Origin of the sequence: Quadrisphaera granulorum, assembly GCF_003149145.1 — a bacterium.
Lineage (GTDB): Bacteria > Actinomycetota > Actinomycetes > Actinomycetales > Quadrisphaeraceae > Quadrisphaera > Quadrisphaera granulorum.
The window spans coordinates 67,439-89,655 of sequence record NZ_QGDQ01000003.1; the positions used below are offsets into that span (position 1 = coordinate 67,439).

A 22,217-nucleotide genomic window follows, 5' to 3' on the forward strand; every position below is an offset into this window, starting at 1 on the left:
GGTCCCGGACGTCCCCGCCGCACCCCCACCCCACCCTGCGGTGGGCTCGCGCAGCCTGCGGCTGCTCGTGGCGGCTGCGGCCGTCGTCGTCGTCATCGCCGGTCTGAGGGCCTTCTCCGGCAGCATCGGGCCGGCGTTCCTGGCGCTCGTCCTCGTGATCGTGGTGCACCCGCTGGGCGCGAGGATCCAGCGGCTCGGCGCCTCGCCGTGGGTGCCGCAATGGGTGGCGACGTGGACCGGGGTCGCGGCGAACCTCGTGGTGGTCTACCTCATCGTCGCGGCGCTGGCGGCGTCGCTGGCGTGGGCGGCGGTAGAGCTGGCCACCACGCTGCCGCAGTACGTAGACCAGCTCATCGAGCTGCGCGACGAGTTCCTCGCGTTCATCACCGGGCTCGGCTTCGACCAGGCCGAGCTCATCCGGATGATCAACAGCGCCAACCCGTACGACCTCCTGGGGTACGCGCAGACGCTGGTGTCGGGGCTCGCCTCGGGTCTGACCGACTTCGCGTTCGTCCTGCTGCTGCTGTTCTTCCTCGTGCTCGACGCCGCGCCCTTCCCCAAGCTCCTCGACCAGGCCTCCGAGCTGCACCGCGACGCCGTGGAGTCGATCCGGACCTTCGCCTCCGGCACGCGCCGCTACCTCGTGGTCTCCACGGTGTTCGGGGCCATCGTCGCGGTGCTCGACGTCGTGGCGCTGGTGTGGCTCGGGGTGCCGCTGGCGCTGCTGTGGGGTCTGGTCTCGTTCGTCACCAACTACGTCGCCAACATCGGCTTCCTGCTGGGCGTGGCTCCACCGGCGCTGCTGGCACTGCTGGCCAACGGCCCGGAGAACGCCCTGCTCGTGATCGTCATCTACACGGCCATCAACGTGGTGATCCAGGGCCTCATCCAGCCGAAGATCGTCGGGAACGCCGTGGGCCTGTCGGCCACGCTGACGTTCCTGTCGGTGGTGTTCTGGGGCTTCGTGCTGGGTGGGCTCGGGGCGCTCCTCGCGGTGCCGCTGAGCCTGCTCGCCCGCGCCGTGCTCATCGACGCCGACCCGCGCGCCCGCTGGATGCTGCCGCTGGTCGCCGGGAGCACGCGCGGAGTCCCCGTGCGCAGGCCTTCGCTGCCGCACGTCCACCTGCCCCACGTCCACAGGCCGCACCTGCCGCAGCGTCACCCCTCGCCGGCGCCCGTCCCCGTCACCACGTCGACGACGGGCACCGCAGCGTCCGCCCCAGCTGCGCCCACGCCTGTCGAGCGTGATGAGCCGGTCGAGTATCCCGATGGGGTCGAGCTCTCCGAGCCGGGGGAGCAGCCCAGCCCGACGTGGGCCGCTGCCGAGTGGACCGGGCGTCCCGGCGAGCAGAGCTGGCCGCCGGACCAGCCTGCGGCTCCCGAGGAGCCGACGGGCCGTCGCGCAGCCCTGGCGCGGCGCCTGCGCTCGGCCGCCGGCCGCCGCCCCCGCTGATCCCCACCCACCGCCGCCCCATCCGACGAGATTCCGCCCCATCCGACGAGATTCCGCCCCATCAGGCCTTCCGATGGGGCGGGATTTCGTCACAAGGGGCAGGAAGCCGATCGAAGGGGCGGAAGGCGGGGTTGATCAGCGGCGTGGCTTGCCCGCAGCGAGGGCTTCAGCGGCCTGGGCGACGCGGCTGGCGCGCGTGTCGGCCTTCTTGGCCTCTTCCACCCAGCGCACCCACTCCTTGCGATGGCTGGGCGCGAGCCCCTCGAAGAAGGCGGTGGCCCCCGCGGCCGCCACGGCGGTGGCGAGGTCTTCGGGGACAGCGAGCGGCGCAGGCTCAGACGCCACCGCCAGCTCGACGTCGATCTCGTCACCCGCGGCGAGACCCGCAGCGGTGCGAAGCTCGGAGGACAGCGGGATCATCACGGCGCCGCCCATCGAGCCCGGCGTTGTCGTCCACGTGTAGGGCAGGGTCGACCCGTCAGCCCGCGCCACGGTCACCTGGAGCAGCGGCCGCTTGCCCGCCCCGAGAGCGTCCAGGACGTCGGCCGGTACCTCGATGCCGGTGGCGTTGCCTCGCGGGTTGAGGACGGCGGCGCGGTATTTCACGCCGCGCATGCTCCCCGGCTCGGCGGGCCGCCGTCCAGACCCAAGCCTCCCTCAAAGCCGGCAGGTCTGGACGGCGAGGACGCGCGGCCTGTCAGGCAGTCAGTCCTTCGGCAGGCCGCGGCTGCGGCCCCACGCCTCCGCGGCTTCACTGGCCACCACGACGGCGGCCGTCACGGACAGCACCGCGGGCCACGCGCCGATGCGCTTGGCCAGCGGGTGCGAACCGCCCATCGCCGCGGTGTAGATCGCTCCGAGGACTGCCGCGCCGACCGGGCCGGTGCTCTTCGTCCACTGGCGCCCGCACCACGTGCCGGCCAGGCCGAACAGCGTGCCGCCGATCTCGCGCTTGGTGGCGCGGGCCACGGCGAAGCCGCCGATGAGGCCGGCGGCCGCCACGACGGACGGACGCAGCAGCAGTCCGCCGCTGCTCGTCAACGGGAATGTCTTCTCGCTCATCAGATGCTCACTCCCACTCGATGGTGCCCGGCGGCTTGCTCGTCACATCGAGCACCACGCGGTTGACCTCGGCGACCTCGTTGGTGATGCGCGTGGAGATCCTGGCTAGCACGTCGTAGGGCATGCGGGTCCAGTCCGCCGTCATGGCGTCCTCGCTGCTCACGGGCCGCAGCACGATCGGGTGCCCGTAGGTGCGCCCGTCACCCTGGACGCCGACGGAGCGGACGTCGGCGAGGAGCACCACGGGGCACTGCCAGATGGTGGAGTCGAGGCCGGCGGCGGTGAGCTCCTCGCGGGCGATCGCATCGGCGGTGCGGAGGATCTCGAGCCGCTGCTGAGTCACCTCGCCGATGATGCGGATGCCCAGACCGGGGCCGGGGAACGGCTGGCGCCCGACGATCTCGGCGGGCAGCCCCAGCTCGGCGCCGACGGCGCGGACCTCGTCCTTGAACAGCGCCCGCAGCGGCTCGACCAGCTCGAACTGCAGGTCGTCAGGGAGGCCCCCGACGTTGTGGTGGCTCTTGATGTTCGCAGCACCCTCGCCGCCACCCGACTCGACGACGTCGGGGTAAAGCGTCCCTTGCACCAGGAAGCGCACCTCGCCGTCGCCGTCGCCACCCGCCGCTGACGCCGCGGCGTCAGCGACCACCTCACGCGCAGCGGCCTCGAAGGCACGGATGAACTCCCGGCCGATGGCCTTGCGCTTGGCCTCGGGGTCGGTGACGCCCGCGAGCGCCGCGAGGAACGCCTCGGAGGCGTCCCAGACCTTGAGGTTGACGCCGGTGGCGGCGACGAAGTCGCGTTCGACCTGCTCGGCCTCACCGGCGCGCAGTAGGCCGTGGTCGACGAACACGCAGGTCAGCTGGTCGCCGACGGCCTTCTGGACGAGGGCGGCGGCGACGGCGGAGTCGACCCCGCCCGAGAGGCCGCAGATGACGCGGCCGCTGCCGACCTGAGCGCGGATGAGCTCGACCTGCTCGTCGATGATGCTGCCGGGCGTCCAGTCGGCCGGGACGCCCGCGCCGCGGCGCAGGAAGTTCTCGAGCACCTGCTGGCCGAAGCTGGAGTGGGCCACCTCGGGGTGCCACTGCACGCCGTAGAGGCGGCGCTCGTCGTCTTCGAACGCGGCGACCTCGGCACCGGCGCTCTGGGCGACCACGGAGAAGCCCTCGGGTGCGGCCGTGACCGCGTCACCGTGGGACATCCACACGCTCTGCTCGGCGGGCTGACCGTCCAGCAGCGTCGACCCCTCGGTGGAGGCGCGGAGCTGGGTGCCGCCGTACTCGCGCAGCCCGGTCTTGGCGACCGTCCCGCCGAGCGCTGACGCCATGGCCTGGAACCCGTAGCAGATGCCCAGCACGGGCACGCCGGCCTCGAAGAGGGCCGGGTCGACCTGGGGGGCGCCGTCGGCGTACACCGACGACGGGCCGCCGGAGAGGATGACGGCGGCCGGCTCCTTGGCGAGGATCTCCTCGACGGACGCGGTGCTCGGGACCACCTCGGAGTACGCATCCGCCTCGCGCACGCGGCGCGCGATGAGCTGGGCGTACTGGGCGCCGTAGTCGACCACGAGCACCGGACGGTGCTTGGCCTCGGCCGCGACCTCCGCGGGCGGTGTGGCAGCGGTCTGGTCGGTCACGCAGAAGCTCCAGGGGTCGAGGGCACGGAGGGGCCGGAGCGGCCGGCGCGCACATCGGCGACCACGCGGCGTTCCGCCCAGAACGACAGCAACGGCACCACGCCGCACAGCACGAGCACGACGAGGCGACCCAGTGGCCAGCGGAGCTTGCTCCACAGGTCGGCCACGGTGATGAGGTAGACGAAGTACACCCAGCCGTGGACGTAGGAGATGACGTCCCACGCGGAGTCGCGCCCGCCGAGGAAGCCGTACTTGACCACCATCTCCAGGCACAGCAGCAGGAGCATGACGCCGGTGGCGAGCGCGAAGATCCGGTAACGCGTCAGGGAGGCGCCCGGATCGCGGTGCACCCGAGGCGCCTGGCGGGCGTTGGCACTCCCGGATCGCTGGCCGGTGCCGCTCACCGGTGCGCCTGGGGGGTGTCGGGCTGGGTCAGCTGTCGGGCGTCGGGCACCGTGACATCCTCCCAGGCCCGCAAGCCCCCTCGCGTCGCGTGGGGGTCGGTCGGGTGCTCCGCAGCAGCTCCCGCGCGGCCGCCGTCGTCGCCGTCGTCGTCCTGATCACCCTCACCGCGGGTCTCGAGCGCTGCGAGGCGCTGGTCCTCGAGCTCGTCGTGGTGGCGATCCTTGACGATCTTGCCCCAGAGCACCAGGGCGAACGCCGCGAAGAGCCACCACTGGAAGGCGTAGGAGAGGTTCTGCGGGTCGAGCCGCGGCACGGGGGCCTCACTGGGGACGGCGGTCAGCGCACCACCCGAACTCAGCGCACCTCCCGAACTACTGGCCGGCTCACGTGACGGCACGGACCCGGCGTCGGCCAGGAGGAAGCCTGTGTAGAGCCGGCCCGGCCAGACGTTGACGAGATCACCGGAGCTCACCGCGCGCAGCTCGCCATCGGGGTCGAGACCTGCGGGCTCCTCGGAGATCATGAGTCGCCCGGTGATCTCGACGGCGCCGCTCGGCGCGGCCGGCAAAGGCTGCCCGGCGGGGAGCCAGCCCAGCACCACGGGGAGCAGACCCCCACTGGAGCTCTCGGTCAGGGCTGCGACCACCCAGCTGCCGTCGCGACCGTCGAGCTGGCGGTCAGGCGCCTGCTCAAGGGGCAGGTCGGCCCAGGTGCCGCTGACACGGACCCGCTGGTGGTCGGCGTGGCCGGTGAAGTCCGAGGCGGGCTGCAGCACGTCGCCGATGGGCACCACAGTCTCGGTGGGCGAGATGCGCGCGTGCGCCTGGGAGCGTCCCAGCTGCCACTCCCCCAGCACGGAGAAGAGCACCGCGGCGCTGAGCATGAGCGCGAGGAGGCCCAGGTTGGCGGGTCTCAAGGCCGTGCGCAGCACCCCTCCAGGCTACGGCGAGCACGAGCCTGCCCTGGCACGCCCGACGCTCTCCGTGATCATGGGCGTTGTGCACGGCGAGTGCGCACAACCCCCATGATCACGGAAGGGGTCCGGGTCAGTCGTCGTCGTCATCCACCCAGTTCAGGGTGCGCTCGACGGCCTTGCCCCACTTGCGGTAGTACCGATCAGCGACGGCGCGCTCCATCGCGGGCTCCCACCGCTTGTCCTCGGCCCACTGGGCGGTCAGCTCGTCCTCGTCGGCCCAGAAGCCCACCGCCAAGCCCGCCGCGTAGGCAGCACCGAGCGCCGTGGTCTCGGCGATCTTCGGGCGCACCACCGGCACGCCCAGCACGTCCGCCTGGAACTGCATGAGCAGCTCGTTGGCAATCATGCCGCCGTCCACGCGGAGCTCGGTGAGGTCGACGCCGGAGTCGGCGTTCATCGCCTCGAGCACCTCGCGGGTCTGGAACGCCGTGGCCTCCAGCACGGCGCGGGCCAGGTGGCCGCGGTTGACGTACCGGGTCAGCCCGACGATGGCGCCGCGGGCGTCCGAACGCCAGTGCGGCGCGAACAGACCCGAGAACGCCGGCACGAAGTAGCAGCCGCCGTTGTCGTCCACCGACTTCGCCACCGCCTCGATCTCGGCGGCACCGCCGATGAGGCGCAGGTTGTCGCGCACCCACTGCACCAGCGAGCCGGTGACGGCGATCGAGCCCTCGAGCGCGTAGACGGGCTTGCGGTCACCGATCTGGTAGCACAGCGTGGTGAGCAGGCCGTTCTTGCTGGCCACAGCCTCTTCGCCGGTGTTGAGGAGCATGAAGTTGCCGGTGCCGTAGGTGTTCTTGGCCATGCCCTTGCTGAAGCAGACCTGTCCGAAGGTCGCGGCCTGCTGGTCTCCCAGCGACCCGGCGATCGGCACGCCCGCGAGCAGCCCCTGGGCCCGGGCCTTGCCGTACACCTCGGAGTTGGACACGATCCGCGGCAGCATCGAGACCGGGATGGTCATCTCCGCGGCGATGTCCTGGTCCCAGCTCAGCGTCGCGAGGTCCATGAGCATGGTCCGGGAGGCGTTGGACACGTCGGTGATGTGCAGGCCGCCGTCCACCCCGCCGGTCATGTTCCAGATCAGCCAGGTCTCGATGGTGCCCATGAGCAGGTCACCGGCCTCGGCCTTCGCGCGGGCCCCGTCGACGTTGTCGAGGATCCACTTCACCTTGGGCCCGGCGAAGTACGTGGCGAGCGGCAGACCCACGCGGTCCTTGTACCGCTCGGCTCCGCCACCGAGCTCGCCCAGCTCTCGCACGATCTTGTCGGTGCGGGTGTCCTGCCAGACGATGGCGTTGTAGACCGGCTTGCCGGTGGTGCGGTCCCACACGACGGCGGTCTCGCGCTGGTTGGTGATGCCGACGGCGGCGATGTCGCCCGAGCTGACGTTGCCCTTGCCCAGGGCCTGCCCGACCACCTCGCGGGTGTTGGACCAGATCTCCTCGGCGTTGTGCTCCACCCAGCCGGCCCTGGGGAAGATCTGCTCGTGCTCCTTCTGCCCTACGGCCACGACCTTTCCGTCGTGGTCGAACAGCATGCAGCGGGTGCTCGTGGTGCCCTGGTCGATGGCGGCGATGACACTGGCCACGGTGGGGTTCCTCCTGGTGCGTCGTTGCAGGTGAGTGGGAGTGGATCTGTACTAACAGGTGGCTCAGAAGGCGCGGGCCACCAGCCCGGCGAGGACACCGCCGATGACGGGGCCGACCACCGGCACCCACGCGTAGCCCCAGTCGCTGGAGCCCTTGTGCTTGATGGGCAGCAGCGCGTGGGCGACACGCGGCGCGAGGTCGCGGGCGGGGTTGATCGCGTAGCCGGTGGGGCCGCCGAGGGAGGCACCGATGCCGACGACGAGCAGCGCCACGTTGAGCGGGCCGACCTGCGTGGGCGTGTTGCCGAACTGGAGGATCACGTAGACGAGGGCGAAGGTGCCGATGACCTCGGTGACCACGTTCCAGCCGTAGCTGCGGATGGCCGGGCCGGTGGAGAACGTCCCGAGAATGGCGCCGGCGTCCTCCTCGGCGTCGTAGTGCTTGCGGTAGGCGGCCCAGGCGAGCACGGCTCCGATGAACGCGCCGATGAACTCCCCGGCGAGGTACACGACGGTGCTGGCGAAGGTCACCGGGACGTCGGGGGCGTAGGTCTCCGACCCCGAGGCGAGCAGCCCGAGGGTGACGGCCGGGTTGAGGTGGGCACCGGAGCGCCAGGCCACGAAGACGCCGATGAACACCGCCAGGCCCCAGCCGAAGCTGATGAGCAACCAGTCGGCGCCGCGGCCCTTGGTGCGGGCCAGCAGCACGTTGGCGACCACGCCCACGCCGAAGAGGATGAGCATGGCGGTGCCGAAGACCTCGGAAAAGAACACGTTGGTGAGTGACACGGTCGGACCTCTCTGTCCGGGGAAGGCGTTCGGTGTGACCCGCACCGCATCCGGTGCGAGGCTGTTCTGTCAGTAGCTCTCAGTGCTAGCCGGTGATCGTCGAATGAACGCTGCTGCCAGGCACCCTCCTGCGTTCAGCCGCCGACGGCCACCGGAAGCGGCCTGATCTCCGGAGCGCGCAGCCGGGCCCGCTCTGCGGAGGCGTCGTCGGGCTCCACCTCGGCGGCCCGCTCGGCAGCGACCCGCTCCAGATAGGTGCCCACCTCCTGCTCGACCCGCTCGGCGGTCCAGCCCAGCGGCCCCGCCATGAGTTCGGCTGCGGCGCGGGCCGCAGCGGTACCGCGGTCGGCCCGCTCGTAGGAGAGGCGAGTGCGGCGAGTGAGCACGTCCTCGAGGTGCAGCGCACCCTCGTGGGTGGCCGCGTAGACGACCTCCGCGCGCAGGTGGTCCTCCGCGCCCTCCAGCGGCTGTCCGAGGGACGGGTCGGCGTCGACGAGCGCGAGCACCTCGTCGACGAGCGACCCGTAGCGGTGCAGGAGGTGCTCCACCCGCTCCTCGCTCCAGCCGCGCGCGGCAGCCAGACGGTGGCGCTGGTTCCAGCGGACGGCGTAGCCGTCGGCGCCGGCCAGCGGCAGGTGCTCGGTGATCGAGGCCGGCACCTCACCGCTGGGGTCCCCCGGGGCGCGGTCGGCCAGGGCAACGTCGACGACGTCGCGGGCCATCACCCGGTACGTCGTGTACTTGCCGCCGGCGATGACGGTCAGGCCGGGGCGCACCGTGGCGGTGGTGTGCTCGCGGGAGACCTTCGTGGTGGCCGACCCGTCGGAGGCGACCGGCTGGATGAGCGGACGCAGCCCGGTGTAGACACCGAGGACGTCGTCGCGGGTCAGCGGCCTGCGCAGCACCGCGTTGGCGTGCTGGAGCAGGTAGTCGACGTCGGCGGCGCTGGCCACCGGGTGGTCCTTGGCGAGGTCCCACGGGGTGTCGGTGGTGCCGATCACCCAGTGCGTGCGCCACGGGATGATGAACAGCACGCTCTTCTCGGTCTTGAGGATGAAGCCGTCGTCACCGGCCACGGCCTCCCTCGGGATGACGATGTGCACGCCCTTGGACGCCCGCACCTGCAGGCCCTGCGCGCGGAACAGCTCCTGGGTCTCCTCGGTCCACACGCCGGTGGCACCGATGACGTGCCGGGCGCGCACGGTCAGGTCGCGGCCGGTCTCGAGGTCGACGGCGGTGACGCCGGCCACGCGGCCGCCTTCCTCCAGGTACCCGGTGACCCTGACCCGGCTGGCCGCGGCGACGCCGTGGCCGACCGCGGTACGGACGAGCACCTCGACGAAGCGGGCGTCGTCGACCTTGGCGTCCCAGTAGCGGATGGCGCCGACGGCGACGTCGGGGCGCAGCGACGGGGCCACCCGCGCCAGCGCACTGTGCGAGAGGTGGCGATGCAGCGGCACCCCGCGACCGCCGATGCGGCCCAGGACGCCAGCCAGCACGTCGTACAGGGCGATACCCGCGCCGACGTAGCAGCGCTCCCAGACGCGGTGCTGCAGCGGGTAGAGGAACGGCACGGGGTGCACCAGGTGCGGGGCGAGCCGCCCGACGAGCAGCCCGCGCTCGTGCAGCGCCTCCTTGACCAGGGCGAAGTCGAGCATCTCCAGGTAGCGCAGGCCACCATGCACGAGCTTGCTGGCGCGGCTGGAGGTGCCGGAGGCCCAGTCGCGCTGCTCGAGCAGGCCGACGGTGAGGCCTCGGCTGGCGGCGTCGAGGGCCGCGCCGGCGCCGGTCACACCACCGCCGATGACGAGGACGTCGAGCTCCTCCGCGGTCAGGCGCTCCAGGGCGCGGTCGCGGGCAGCCGGCGAGAGCGCCGTGGTGGAGGACGTCATGGTCAGGCCTCTCGGTCGGGGGCCGCCCACGTCGGCGGCCCGTCTCCGTTCGCCCCGACTCTGGCTCCCTCAGTCCCCGTGAGGCAATCTTCTGCACAGACGTGCACACTCCGGCCGCCGCCCTGCGGAGGCCCCATACCGGCGAGGAGGGATGCGGTGCCCGACGTCGAACGCCTCGAGCGCGTCGCACGGAAGTACTACGTCAACAGGGAAACCATGGAGTCGATCGCCACCGCGGAAGGGGTATCGCGCTCCACCGTCTCACGTCTTCTCGACGCAGCCCGCGCCGCCGGTGTCGTGTCCATCCAGGTGGTCCCTGTGCACGGACGTGCATCGGCGATGGAGCAGGAGATCACCGCTCGGCACGGTGTCTCAGCCCGGGTGGTCCCCCTCCCGGACGGCGTCAGCGCCGTCGAGCGGCTCCACCACGTGGCCCGCACCACCGGCCGCGTGCTCGACACCGCGGTGGGCGCCGGGATGATCGTCGGGGTCGCCTGGGGGACGACGACGAGCGCCGTCAGCGAGCACCTGCTCGCCCGCCCGCTGGCCGACGTCCAGGTGGTGCAACTCAACGGCGCCATGAACACCCACAGCAGCGGCGTCGGCTACGGCACCGACGTGCTCGGCAGGTTCGCCGCCGCCTGGGACGCTCAGCTGCACCTCTTCCCGGTGCCGGCGTTCTTCGACCACGTGGAGACCCGGCAGGCGATGTGGCGCGAGCGGAGCGTCCAGCGCGTGCTGCGCCTCCAGCACGCCGCCGACGTCGCCGTGTTCGGCATCGGCGCCTTCGGTGGGGCGGTGCCCAGCCGTGTGTGGGCGGAGGGCTACCTCACCGGCGCGGACCGCGCGGCCCTGGCCGCCACCGCCGTCGGCGACGTCTGCACCGTGTTCCTGCGCGCTGACGGCTCCTGGGAAGGCGTGCCCCTCAACGACCGCTCCTCCGGACCGGTGCCGCCGGTGCTGCGCCGCATCCCGCGACGCGTCTGCGCGGTCGCCGACGAGCACAAGGTGCCCGGTCTCCTCGCGGCGCTGGCGGCGGGGCTGGTCACCGACCTCGTCCTCGACGAGCGGACGGCGCGCGAGCTGCTGCTGGTGCGCACGGTCCCGCGCCGCGCCACGTGACGCGCTGAGCCACCTGACGGGCGATGGAGCATGGTCGAGGTCCGGCCCCTGCGGGGTGGGCTGACCTGCACCCCGCAGGGGCCGGACCTACGCTGAACCGCAGCGGGACGGTGCGCCCCACGGGCCGCCGTCCTGAAAGACCGAGGGCGCGAGGGAGCGGATCGTCATGACGGCTGCGACGCAGGACAGCACGCTGGGTCCGGAGTACCGCGAGCGAGCCTGGAAGGCCCTGGGCGAGGCACCGTTCGACGTGCTGGTCATCGGCGGTGGGGTGACCGGGGCAGGGGTCGCGCTCGACGCCGCCACCCGCGGCCTGCGCACGGCCGTGGTGGAACAGCGCGACTGGGCCTCCGGCACCTCCTCACGCTCGTCCAAGCTCTTCCACGGCGGCCTGCGCTACCTGGAGCAGCTGAACTTCTCGCTGGTGCGCGAGGCACTCAAGGAGCGCGAGCTCATGCTCACGCGCATCTGCCCGCACCTGGTCAAGCCGGTCTCGTTCCTCTACCCGCTCAACCACCGGATCTGGGAGCGGCCGTACATGGCGGCCGGCCTGACCATGTACGACACCATGGGCGGCGCCCGCTCGGTGCCGGGCTTCAAGAGCCTCACCCGCCGAGGCGCGCTGCGCCTGGCGCCGGGCCTCAAGCCCGACGCGTTCGTCGGGGCGATGCGCTACTACGACGCCCAGGCCGACGACGCCCGCCACACCCTCGCCGTCGTGAGGACCGCAGCCCACTACGGCGCCGTCGTGCGCAACAGCACCGAGGTGGTCGCGCTGCTCCACGAGGGAGACCGCATCGTCGGGGCCACCGTGCGCGACGTCGAGACGGGCCAGACCACCGACATCCGCGCCACCGTCGTCATCAACTGCACCGGTGTGTGGACCGACGACATGCAGCACCTCGCCGGCGGCCGCGGGCGGTTCCGGGTGCGCGCCTCCAAGGGCGTGCACATCGTCGTCCCCCGCGACAGGTTCGCCTCCGAGACCGGGCTCATCCTGCGCACGGAGAAGTCCGTGCTGTTCTTCATCCCGTGGGGAACCCGGTGGATCATCGGGACGACGGACACCGACTGGTCCCTCGACAGGGCCCACCCGGCGGCCACCCGCGCCGACATCGACTACATCCTCGAGCACGCCAACACCGTGCTGCGCACCCCGCTGACCAGGGACGACGTCCGCGGTGTGTACGCCGGGCTGCGCCCGCTGCTCGCGGGTGAGTCCGAGGGCACCAGCTCGCTGTCGCGCGAGCACGCCGTCGCGCGCCCGCAGCCGGGGCTGGTCTCCATCGCGGGCGGCAAGTACACGACGTACCGCGTCATGGCGGCCGACGCCGTCGACGCCGCCAAGGCCGACCTCGGCTCCCACGTGCCGCCCTCGGTCACCGAGCACGTGCCGCTGCTGGGAGCGGATGGCTACCACGCCCTGGTCAACCAGGTGCCGTCACTGGCGCGGCGCTACCGCGTGCCGGAGCACCGGGTACTCCACCTGCTCAACCGGTACGGCTCGGAGACGCTCGAGCTGCTCGACCTGGGCCGGGAGACGCCTGACCTGCTCGAGCCGCTCGAGGGTGCCGAGGACTACCTGCGCGTGGAGATCCTCTACGCGGCCACCCACGAGGGGGCGCTCCACCTCGACGACCTGCTCGCCCGCCGCACCCGGATGTCCATCGAGTACGGGCACCGCGGCGTGGGCTCGGCGCAGGCGGTGGCCGACCTGGTGGCGCCCGTCCTCGGGTGGGACGCCGAGCGGATCGCCGAGGAGGTCCGCAGCTACACCGAGCGCGTGGCCGCCGAGCGGGCCAGCCAGGAGCTCCCCGACGACGAAGCCGCCGACGCCGCCCGCCGCGAGGCCCCCGACTCCCGGCCGTTGGTCAGCGCGTCAAAGCCTCGCCCCTGAAGCCCTGTCCCTGGAGCCCTGTCCCTGGAGCCACCCGGCGATCAGGTCGGCTGGTAGGGACTGACGACGACCTCGACGCGCTGGAACTCCTTGAGGTCGGAGTAGCCGGTGGTCGCCATGGCCCGGCGTAGCGCGCCGAGCAGGTTGCTCGTGCCGTCCGGGGTGGTGCCCGGGCCGAGGAGGATCTCTTCCAGCGACCCGACGGTGCCCACCCGCACCCGGCGGCCGCGCGGCAGGTCGGGGTGGTGCGCCTCGGGCCCCCAGTGCCAGCCGCGGCCGGGAGCCTCGGTGGCGCGGGCCAGGGCTGCGCCGAGCATCACAGCGTCGGCGCCGCAGGCGACGGCCTTGACGACGTCGCCGGAGCGGCCCATGCCGCCGTCGGCGATGACGTGCACGTACCGGCCGCCGGACTCGTCGAGGTAGTCGCGGCGGGCGGCGGCGACGTCGGCGATGGCCGTGGCCATCGGGGCGTGGATGCCCAGCGCACCGCGCGTGGTGTGCGCGGCGCCCCCGCCGAAGCCCACGAGCACACCCGCGGCGCCGGTGCGCATGAGGTGGAGCGCCGCGGTGTAGCTGGCGGCGCCGCCGACGACGACCGGCACCTCGAGCTCGTAGATGAACTGCTTGAGGTTGAGCGGCGCGTCGGCGCCGCTGGCGGCGACGTGCTCGGCGGAGACGGTGGTGCCACGGATCACGAAGAGGTCGACCCCGGCGTCCACCACGGTCTTCCACAGCTGGGCGGTGCGCTGGGGAGAGAGCGCCCCGGCCACCACGACGCCCGCGTCACGCACCTGCTTGAGCCGCAGCGCCACGAGCTCGGGGTCGATGGGGGCGCTGTAGATCTCCTGCATGCGCCGCGTGGTCGCCGGGGAGCCGGTGGGGACGTCGTCCTCCATCGCGGCCACCTCGGCCAGCAGGGGCTCCGGGTCTTCGTAGCGGGTCCACAGACCTTCGAGGTCGAGCACACCGAGGCCGCCGAGCTTGCCGATGGCGATGGCGGTGGCAGGGCTGACCACCGAGTCCATCGGGGCCGAGAGCACCGGCAGCGCGAAGTGGTACGCGTCGATCTGCCAGGACACGCTGACCAGCTCGGGGTCGCGGGTGCGGCGACTGGGGACGACGGCGATGTCGTCGAGGGAGAAGGCGCGCCGGCCGCGCTTGCCGCGACCGATCTCGATCTCGTAGGCCATGGGTGCTCCTGTCAGTGGTGCAGCTGGTCAGTAGGCGGTGCGACCGCTCAGCGACCGCTGTAGTTGGGCGCTTCGAGCACCATCTGGACGTCGTGGGGGTGGCTTTCCTTGAGCCCCGCCGAGGTGATGCGCACGAAGCGACCGCGTTCCTTGAGCTCGGGCACGGTGGCGGCACCGGTGTAGAACATCGACTGCCGCAGGCCGCCCACGAGCTGGTGCGCGACGGCCGCGAGCGGGCCGCGGTAGGGCACCTGGCCCTCGATGCCCTCGGGCACGAACTGCTCGGCGGCGGCGACGTCGTTCTGGAAGTAGCGGTCCTTGGAGAAGCCACGGCCACCGGAGCGCGTCTGCTGGGCGCCGAGCGACCCCATGCCGCGGTAGGACTTGTACTGCTTGCCGTTGATGAAGACGAGCTCGCCCGGGCTCTCGTCGCAGCCGGCCAGCAGGGAGCCGAGCATCACGGTGTCGGCGCCGGCCACGAGGGCCTTGGCGATGTCACCGGAGTACTGCAGGCCGCCGTCGCCGATGACGGGCACGCCCGCGGGGCGGCACGCCGCGGCGGCCTCGGCGATGGCGGTCACCTGCGGCACGCCGACGCCGGCGACGACGCGCGTGGTGCAGATCGAGCCCGGACCGACGCCCACCTTGACGCCGTCGACCCCGGCTTCGACGAGCGCCGCGGCAGCGGCGCGGGTGGCGACGTTGCCGCCGACGACGTCGACGTGGGCGGCGGCGGGCTCCGCCTTGAGCGCGGCCACCATCTCCAGGACGGCGCGGGAGTGGCCGTGGGCCATGTCGACGACGAGCACGTCGACCCCGGCCTCGACGAGCAGCATCGCGCGCTTCCAGGCGCCGTCGAAGATGCCCATGGCGGCGGCCACGCGCAAGCGGCCGGCGTCGTCCTTGGTGGCCAGCGGGTACTGCTCGCGCTTGGTGAAGTCCTTGACGGTGATCAGGCCCCGCAGGCGGCCCTCGCCGTCGACCAGGGGCAGCTTCTCGATCTTGTGCTTGGCCAGCAGCGCGATGGCCTCGTCCGGGGAGGTGCCCACGGGCGCGGTGACCAGCGGCATCCGCGTCATGACCTCACCGGCGGTGCGGGTGCGGTCGGTCTCGAAGCGCAGGTCGCGGTTGGTGACGATGCCGAGGAGGTGCGAGCCCTCGTCGACCACGGGCACGCCGGAGATGCGGTAGCGGGCACACAGCCCGTCGACCTCGTCGAGGGTGGTCTCCGGCCCGCAGACCACCGGGTCGGTGACCATGCCCGACTCGGACCGCTTCACCAGGTCGACCTGGTTGGCCTGCTCCTCCGGGGAGAGGTTGCGGTGCAGCACGCCCAGGCCACCCTGGCGCGCCATGGCGATGGCCATGCGCGACTCGGTGACGGTGTCCATCGCCGAGCTGAGCAGCGGGACGGCCACCTCGACGCGCTTGGACACGCGGGAGGCGGTGTTCGCGGCACTCGGGACGACGTCGCTCTGCGCCGGCAGGAGCAGGACGTCGTCGAAGGTGAGGCCGAGGCCGTCGAGCGGGAGGGCTGAGGCACCGAGAAGGCTGTCGTCGGACGGCACCCATCGATCGTAGTTGCCGCCAGGACCTCCTTCTCACGCGTCGGTCTGGGCACAGGAGCCCGGAGGACGCAGCGACGGCCCGGCACCCCGAGGGGTGCCGGGCCGTCGCGCCGGGTGGAGCCCGGTGGAGCGTGGGGTCAGCGGAGCGTGAGGTCAGTGGACCATCCCGAGGCGGAAGCCCTTCGCGACGGCCTGGGCGCGGTCGGCGGCGTCCAGCTTGCGGAACAGGCGCCGCGCGTGGGTCTTCACCGTGTCCTCGGAGAGGAAGAGCTGCTTGCCGATCTCGGCGTTGCTGCGGCCCTCGCCCATGCCGGTCAGCACCTGCAGCTCGCGCTCGGTGAGCGCGGGCGCGGCACCGGGCTCGGTGCGGCGTGCGCCACGCCCCCGGACGCCGCTGTCGCTCATGGCGCCGATGACGGCGGCGACGAGCTCCGAGCGGGTCGCGTCCTTGACCACGTAGCCGCGGGCACCCGCGGCGACGGCACGAGCGACGCCTTCGACGTCCTCCGCCACGGTGAGCATGAGCACACCGGCTCCAGGGTGGCGGGCCAGCAGCCTGCGGGCCGCCTCCACGCCCCCGATGCCGGGCATGCGCACGTCCAGAAGGACCAGCGCGGGGCGCTCCACGGGCCACCGGGAGAGGACTTCCTCGCCCGAGCTGGCACCGACCACGCGGCCCACCCCGGCCACGCCTGCCACAGCCCGCCGCAGGTTCTCACGAACCAGCGGTGAGTCATCGCAGACCATCACCGTCGCCGTCGCAGACACCGTTCCACCTCCATGTGCGCCGACCCGAGCAGCCGGCTGTCCTGAAGGAGTCATCGGCACGCCCCAGGCCGACCTGAGACCTGAAGCGGTGGCACGTGCGGGCGTTCGGGTGAATCCGGCGGACGTCACCCGGCCGCACCAGACGAGGCGAACCACGCCATCGCTGCTCATCGGCGATCGAGCGGGTAGTTCAGGGTTCGGTGGCCTCGAGGAGGACGTCGAGCGCTTCCGACAGGGCGGGGGCTCGCAGAGCGGTGCGGCCCTCGGGGACGGCGGCCCACGCCCACCCGGCGCCCGAGAGCACCAGCCGCGCGGGGTGCCGCAGCCGCGGGAGCGGTCCGAGCTGGGCCGCGGCGTCCTGGACGGAGCGCTCGGCGTGGACGAGGACGGCAGCCGGGCCGGTGCGCCGCACCGCGGCTGCCACGGCCTCGCGGGGCAGCCCCGGCGAGAGCACCCAGGGGCGCACGCCGTTGGCGGCGACGGCCGCGGCGAGCACGTGCAGGGGCAGCGGGTCGATCTCGCCCTCGGCCGCGGCGAGCAGGACGACGGCGGTGGTGCGCTCCGGCGGACGTCGCAGCGCGCGCAGCGCCTCGAGGGTGGCCGCGGTGAGCAGCACCTCGGAGTCGACCCCGGGGCCGGTGGCCTCCCAGCGGTGCCCGAGAGCTTGGCGGGCGGGCTCGATGACCTCCTCCCAGGCACGCAGCGGGCCCTTGGCGCTGCACGCGGCGAGCACGGCGGCCGCGGCTCCGGGTGCATCGCCGGCGAGCACGGCCCGTTGGAGTGCTCCCTGCCCCGCGGGCGAAGGGCGGCGGGTCAGGGGCGTGCGGTCAGCCGGGAGCACGGCGCTCCAGACGCCGAGCTCCGCGGCGAGCAGGGCGGCCGCCGGGGCGTCCGAGGGGGCGGCCGCGGCGTCGTCGACGTCCTCCCCGCCGAGGTCGTCCGAGCCGTCACCGGCCGATGCGGCCACGGCCAGCGCCGCCTCGCTCGGGTCGGTGTTCAGCGCCGTGGCGGCGGCCGTCACGGGCGGGACACCTTCGAGCGTGAGGCGGCGCATCACGACCAGGCGGGCGAGGTCCTCCGGGGTGTAGCGGCGGTGCGAGCCCGATTCGTGCTCGCTGGGGCCCAGCCCGTAGCGGCGGGCCCACGTCCGCAGCGTCGCCGGGGCGACGCCGAGGCGACGCGCCGCCGCCGCGACACCCAGCGACACGCCCGAGGGGGCGGCGTGGGGAGTGGGCACCCCGTCAGTGTGGTCGGGTGGCGTGGGCGTCGCCACCGCGCCCCCCACTCAGCTCTCCCCCGACTCTCCATCGACGGCGCATGAGGTGTCGCGCGACGACACGGCGTGATGCGGGTGTCACTCGAACAACCCAGTCCGAGGTGCTTGAACAACCTTTGAAGCGGTTGTAGTGTCATCAACATCGAGTCGAGAGCGACCGACGGGCCGCTCTGACCAGGGGGTACCCCAGAGACAGCGGATCTACACCCGCTGCGCCATGAAGGCACCCTCCCGCTCCGTCACCACGTGCACCGCCCCAATCACCTGAGCACCACGCGAACCCCGGAGGACCCCATGGCCGAGATCTCCCGCCTGCCCGGCCCCGTCGCCGACATCTGGGAGTGGCAGCTGCAGGGCTCGTGCCGCGAGCACGACACCAACCTGTTCTTCCACCCCGAGGGCGAGCGTGGCCCGGCGCGCCGCAACCGCGACGCCGCCGCCGTCGCCATCTGCGCCGCCTGCCCCGTCGTGGAGGACTGCCGCCAGCACGCCCTCACCGTCCGGGAGCCGTACGGCGTGTGGGGTGGCCTCACCGAAGACGACCGCGAGCGCATCTACGCCGCCCAGCGCTCCCGCCGCACCCCGAACCCGGTGGTGGCCGAGACCCGCATCGCCGAGGTCGGCTGACCACAGACCCCGCACCAGCGCGACGCAGCGCACGACGAAGGCCCCGGACCTGCAGGTCCGGGGCCTTCGTCGTTGCTCAGTCGTTCGACCGAGCGGTCAGCTCAGTGGCTGTGCCCGTGGCCGGCGGCCGCGGGGGCCTCCTCCTCGGGCTTCTCCACCACGAGCGTGTCGGTGGTGAGCACCATCGACGCGATCGAGGCGGCGTTGCGCAGCGCGGAGCGCGTGACCTTCACCGGGTCGATGACGCCCGCGGCAACAAGGTCGACGTACTGGCCGGTCGCGGCGTTGAGGCCGTAGCCGGCGTCCAGGCCGCGCACCTTCTCGACGGCCACGTAGCCCTCGAGGCCGGCGTTCTCGGCGATCCAGCGCAGCGGCTCGGCGGCAGCGCGGCGCACGATCTGTGCACCCGTGGCCTCGTCACCGGTGAGCTCGAGGGCGTCGATGGCGGAGACGGCCTGGATGAGGGCGGAGCCGCCGCCGGCGACGATGCCCTCCTCGATGGCCGCGCGGGTCGCCGAGACGGCGTCCTCGATGCGGTGCTTCTTCTCCTTGAGCTCCACCTCGGTGGCGGCGCCGACCTTGATGACGCAGACACCGCCGGCCAGCTTGGCCAGGCGCTCCTGCAGCTTCTCGCGGTCCCAGTCGGAGTCGGTGTTCTCGATCTCGGCCTTGACCTGGCGGACGCGGTCGGCCACGGCCGCCTCGTCGCCGCCGCCGTCGATGATCGTGGTGTCGTCCTTGGTGATGACGACGCGACGCGCGGAGCCGAGGATCTCCAGGCCCACCTGGTCCAGCTTGAGGCCGACCTCGGGGCTGACCACCTGGGCGCCGGTGAGGATGGCGATGTCCTGCAGGATCGCCTTGCGGCGGTCACCGAAGGCCGGGGCCTTGACGGCGGCGGCGGTGAAGGTGCCACGGATCTTGTTCACGACGAGCGTGGACAGCGCCTCGCCGTCGACGTCCTCGGCGATGATGAACAGCGGCTTGGAGGTCTGCAGGACCTTCTCCAGCAGCGGCAGCAGCTCCTGGACGGAGCTGATCTTGCCCTGCGAGAGCAGCACGTGCGCGTCCTCGAGGACGGCCTCCATGCGCTCGGAGTCGGTGACGAAGTAGGGCGAGATGTAGCCCTTGTCGAACTGCATGCCCTCGGTGAAGTCGAGCTCGAGGTTCATCGAGCTGGACTCCTCGACGGTGATGACGCCGTCCTTGCCGACCTTGTCGAAGGCGTCGGCGAGCAGGTCACCCACGGAGGAGTCCTGCGCGGAGATGGTGGCGACCTGGGCGATCTCAGCCTTGTCGTCGATCTCGCGGGCGGTGGCGAGCAGCTTCTCGGAGACCGCGTCGACGGCCTTGTCAATGCCGCGCTTCAGCCCCGACGGGCTGGCGCCGGCGGCGACGTTACGCAGGCCCTCCTTGACCATGGCCTGCGCGAGCACCGTGGCGGTGGTCGTTCCGTCACCGGCGACGTCGTTGGTCTTGGTGGCGACCTCCTTGGCGAGCTGGGCGCCGAGGTTCTCGTACGGGTCGTCCAGCTCCACCTCACGGGCGATGGTGACGCCGTCGTTGGTGATGGTGGGGGCGCCCCACTTCTTGTCGATGACCACGTTGCGGCCCTTGGGGCCGAGGGTCACCTTCACGGCGTTCGCGAGGGCGTCGACACCGCGCTCGAGGGCGCGGCGGGCGTTCTCGTCGAACTGCAGCTGCTTGGCCATGTCCTACTTCCTGATGGCTTCCTGGGTGGCTTCCTGGTGACGTACTGCTGACGCTCTGGGTCAGGGACGACGAACGCCCCGGGGCCCCCGCCGTCCGGCGGTGGGGCCGCCGGGGCGAGCCGTGATCAGAGGTCGATCAGAGGTTCAGTGAGCGCTGTCGAGTCGCTCAGGCGACGACGGCGAGCACGTCGCGCGCCGAGAGCACGAGCAGCTCCTGGCCGCCGTACTTCACCTCGGTGCCGCCGTACTTGGAGTAGATGACCTTGTCGCCGACCTTGACGTCGAGCGGCACACGGTTGCCGTTGTCGTCGACGCGGCCCGGGCCCACGCTCAGGACCTCGCCCTCCTGGGGCTTCTCCTTGGCGGTGTCCGGGATGACCAGACCGGACGCGGTGGTCTGCTCGGCGTCGAGGGGCTTGACGACGATGCGGTCCTCGAGCGGCTTGATGGAGACCGACACGGGCGGACCTCCCCTTCGCTGATGGTGCGGAACGGACGGATGCGCGCGCCGGGGGGCCAGGGCGTCGTCGCGGGTGCCGCTCCGACCTCGGGCGCTGGCACTCTCACAGGGAGAGTGCCAAGAAGGACAGTAGTGAGGCCGTCAGCACTCGGTCAACCCGAGTGCCAGCTCACCCCACCGCCAACACCCGCCCCCTCGCCCGGTCAGACCAGCGAGCAGACGGTCTTGACCTCCAGGTAGCCCGCCAGGCCCTCCATCCCGTTCTCCACGCCCCACCCCGACGTGCGGCGACCGCCCTTCACCAGCTCCGGGGAGAACACGGAGTGGCAGTTCACCCACACCGTGCCGGCACGCACGCCGTCGACCACACGCTGCGCGGTGCGCAGGTCAGTGGTCCACACGCTGGCGGCCAGTCCGTAGTCGGTGTCGTTGGCGGCGGCGAGCACCTCCTCGACGTCGTCGAAGGCTTCGACCACGACCACCGGCCCGAAGACCTCCTCCCGCACGAGCGGCGAGGCCGGGTCCGCCCCCACCACCACCGTCGGGGCGAAGAAGCACCCGCCGCCGGAGGCGTCGGCCACGGGTCCTCCGGTGCCCACCACCTGTGCCCCGGCGACCACGCCGTCAGCCAGCCGCTGCGCCACCCGCGCGGCGTGCGCGGGACTGGCCAGGGGGCCGAGCTGGGAGCCCGGGTGCAGGCCGTGCCCCAGCGGGGTCGTGGCCGCGAGCGCCGCCAGCGCCTCGACGAAGGCGTCGTGCGCGCGCCGCTCCACGTAGACCCGTGATCCCGCGACGCACACCTGCCCCGAGTTCGCGAAGATCCCCCGCGCGACGCCGGGCACCGCGGAAGTCATCTCAGCGTCGGCCATGACGACGGCGGGCGACTTGCCTCCCAGCTCGAGCGTAAGCCGTGGCAGGTGCCCGCCGGGGCGCCCCGCGGAACGCACGATGGCGCGGCCGGTCGCCGTCGACCCGGTGAAGGCGACCTTGTCGACACCTTCGTGCTCCGCGAGCGCCGCCCCGACCGTGCCGCCGCCGGTCAGCAGCGACACCACCCCGCGCGGCAACCCCGCCTCGTCGAGCGCCTGCACGACGAGCTGCACGAGCCGCACGGACGTCAGCGGGGTGTCCTCGGCGGGCTTGAGGACGACGACGCAGCCCGCCGCGAGCGCCGGCGCCACCTTCATCGCCGCCATGAGCAGCGGGGAGTTCCAGGGGGTGATCGCCGCGACCACGCCCACGGGCTCCAGCACGGTGCTCGCGACGAGGCGCGTCCCCGGCGCCGCGTAGGGGGGCAGCGGCGCTGAGGGCCGGAAAGTGGTGCCGGTGACCTTGGTGGCCGCCCCGGCGAAGTAGCGGAACTGCTCTACGGCGCCCGCCACCTCACCACGCGCGGTGGCGAGGGTCTTGCCCTGGTCGAGGACCTCCAGCTGCGCGAGCTCCTCGGCGTGCTCGGCGAGCAGGTCGGCCACCCGCCACAGCAACCGGCCGCGGGCTGAGGGGGTGGCTGCCCACCAGGCGCCGGGGCGGTGGTCGTCGAGGACGGCGCGGGCCGCGACGACGGCCGGACCCACGTCCGCGGCGGAGGCCTCGGCCACCTCGGCGAGCTCCGCACCGGTGGCCGGGTCGCGGGTGGTCCGGCGCTCCCCGGTCGCGGCGGGGCGCCACTCCCCCGCGGTGAACAGGCCCGCCGGCTCGGCGCTCCAGGCGTCCAGCAGCGCCCCTACCGGCGCGGACACCGCTCCGGTGGGCGGCCGGCCGCCGTCGACGAGATCGTTGGGCCGAGACACGGG

19 protein-coding genes are annotated in these 22,217 nt (G+C 72.6%); 4 read left to right on the forward strand and 15 right to left on the reverse strand.

Annotation, left to right across the window (positions count from 1 at the left end; genetic code table 11):
* Positions 1–40 precede the first annotated feature (40 nt).
* Positions 41–1,453, forward strand: coding sequence for an AI-2E family transporter (locus tag BXY45_RS04005; RefSeq protein ID WP_109773026.1), 1,413 nt, complete (start codon positions 41–43; stop codon positions 1,451–1,453).
* Between the two features lie 135 nt (positions 1,454–1,588).
* Here the strand turns inward: BXY45_RS04005 and BXY45_RS04010 are convergent, their stop codons facing one another.
* From BXY45_RS04010 to BXY45_RS04045, 8 genes are all read right to left on the reverse strand, one after another.
* The gene (locus BXY45_RS04010; RefSeq protein WP_109773027.1) at positions 1,589–2,068 is read right to left on the reverse strand and encodes a YdeI/OmpD-associated family protein; all 480 of its coding nucleotides are present in this window, start codon (positions 2,066–2,068) and stop codon (positions 1,589–1,591) included.
* Positions 2,069–2,158: 90 nt separating this feature from the next.
* On the reverse strand, positions 2,159–2,515 hold the full coding sequence (locus BXY45_RS04015; protein ID WP_109773028.1) for a hypothetical protein: 357 nt from the start codon (positions 2,513–2,515) through the stop codon (positions 2,159–2,161).
* A 7-nt stretch (positions 2,516–2,522) separates the two neighbouring features.
* On the reverse strand, positions 2,523–4,154 hold the full coding sequence (guaA, locus tag BXY45_RS04020) for a glutamine-hydrolyzing GMP synthase (RefSeq protein ID WP_109773029.1): 1,632 nt from the start codon (positions 4,152–4,154) through the stop codon (positions 2,523–2,525).
* Entirely contained in the window at positions 4,151–4,504 is a 354-nt protein-coding gene (locus BXY45_RS04025; RefSeq protein WP_245961639.1) for a DUF3817 domain-containing protein, read from the reverse strand. Before BXY45_RS04025 ends, guaA begins: the two co-directional genes overlap by 4 nt.
* Positions 4,505–4,554: 50 nt before the next feature.
* Positions 4,555–5,490 carry an SURF1 family protein gene (locus BXY45_RS04030; RefSeq protein ID WP_109773030.1) on the reverse strand — a complete coding sequence of 312 codons (936 nt, stop codon included), beginning with the start codon at positions 5,488–5,490 and terminating at the stop codon, positions 4,555–4,557.
* A 115-nt stretch (positions 5,491–5,605) separates the two neighbouring features.
* Entirely contained in the window at positions 5,606–7,123 is a 1,518-nt protein-coding gene (glpK, locus tag BXY45_RS04035; protein WP_109773031.1) for a glycerol kinase GlpK, read from the reverse strand.
* Positions 7,124–7,186: 63 nt separating this feature from the next.
* On the reverse strand, positions 7,187–7,912 hold the full coding sequence (locus BXY45_RS04040; protein WP_109773032.1) for an MIP/aquaporin family protein: 726 nt from the start codon (positions 7,910–7,912) through the stop codon (positions 7,187–7,189).
* Between the two features lie 134 nt (positions 7,913–8,046).
* Entirely contained in the window at positions 8,047–9,804 is a 1,758-nt protein-coding gene (locus BXY45_RS04045; RefSeq protein ID WP_109773033.1) for a glycerol-3-phosphate dehydrogenase/oxidase, read from the reverse strand.
* Positions 9,805–9,960: 156 nt separating this feature from the next.
* Here BXY45_RS04045 and BXY45_RS04050 point away from each other — a divergent pair, with 156 nt between their 5' ends.
* Both BXY45_RS04050 and BXY45_RS04055 read left to right on the forward strand, forming a co-directional pair.
* Complete coding sequence (locus tag BXY45_RS04050; RefSeq protein ID WP_211319214.1) at positions 9,961–10,926, forward strand: sugar-binding transcriptional regulator; 966 nt, start codon at positions 9,961–9,963, stop codon at positions 10,924–10,926.
* A 166-nt stretch (positions 10,927–11,092) separates the two neighbouring features.
* Complete coding sequence (locus BXY45_RS04055; protein WP_109773034.1) at positions 11,093–12,823, forward strand: glycerol-3-phosphate dehydrogenase/oxidase; 1,731 nt, start codon at positions 11,093–11,095, stop codon at positions 12,821–12,823.
* A gap of 41 nt (positions 12,824–12,864) precedes the next feature.
* Here the strand turns inward: BXY45_RS04055 and BXY45_RS04060 are convergent, their stop codons facing one another.
* The 4 genes from BXY45_RS04060 to BXY45_RS04075 form a co-directional block, all read right to left on the reverse strand.
* The gene (locus BXY45_RS04060; RefSeq protein WP_109773035.1) at positions 12,865–14,013 is read right to left on the reverse strand and encodes a GuaB3 family IMP dehydrogenase-related protein; all 1,149 of its coding nucleotides are present in this window, start codon (positions 14,011–14,013) and stop codon (positions 12,865–12,867) included.
* Between the two features lie 47 nt (positions 14,014–14,060).
* Positions 14,061–15,581 carry an IMP dehydrogenase gene (gene guaB / locus BXY45_RS04065; protein WP_109773036.1) on the reverse strand — a complete coding sequence of 507 codons (1,521 nt, stop codon included), beginning with the start codon at positions 15,579–15,581 and terminating at the stop codon, positions 14,061–14,063.
* Positions 15,582–15,734: 153 nt separating this feature from the next.
* A complete protein-coding gene (locus BXY45_RS04070) occupies positions 15,735–16,328 on the reverse strand; it encodes a response regulator transcription factor (protein WP_245961650.1) in 594 nt (197 codons plus the stop codon).
* Between the two features lie 211 nt (positions 16,329–16,539).
* A complete protein-coding gene (locus BXY45_RS04075; protein WP_170131302.1) occupies positions 16,540–17,586 on the reverse strand; it encodes a MerR family transcriptional regulator in 1,047 nt (348 codons plus the stop codon).
* Positions 17,587–17,919: 333 nt separating this feature from the next.
* Here BXY45_RS04075 and BXY45_RS04080 point away from each other — a divergent pair, with 333 nt between their 5' ends.
* Positions 17,920–18,252 (forward strand): WhiB family transcriptional regulator, encoded by a 333-nt coding sequence (locus BXY45_RS04080; RefSeq protein WP_109773039.1) that lies wholly within the window; start codon positions 17,920–17,922, stop codon positions 18,250–18,252.
* A 101-nt stretch (positions 18,253–18,353) separates the two neighbouring features.
* On the opposite strand, the gene groL is transcribed toward BXY45_RS04080, so the two are convergent.
* The 3 genes from groL to BXY45_RS04095 all read right to left on the reverse strand — a co-directional run bounded on the left by groL (position 18,354) and on the right by BXY45_RS04095 (position 22,214).
* Positions 18,354–19,964: a chaperonin GroEL gene (groL, locus tag BXY45_RS04085; RefSeq protein ID WP_109773040.1), complete on the reverse strand. Its 1,611-nt coding sequence runs from the start codon at positions 19,962–19,964 to the stop codon at positions 18,354–18,356.
* Between the two features lie 166 nt (positions 19,965–20,130).
* The gene (gene groES / locus BXY45_RS04090; protein WP_109773041.1) at positions 20,131–20,424 is read right to left on the reverse strand and encodes a co-chaperone GroES; all 294 of its coding nucleotides are present in this window, start codon (positions 20,422–20,424) and stop codon (positions 20,131–20,133) included.
* Between the two features lie 203 nt (positions 20,425–20,627).
* Positions 20,628–22,214, reverse strand: a complete 1,587-nt coding sequence (locus BXY45_RS04095; protein ID WP_211319215.1) for an aldehyde dehydrogenase family protein — start codon at positions 22,212–22,214, stop codon at positions 20,628–20,630.
* Positions 22,215–22,217 lie beyond the last annotated feature (3 nt).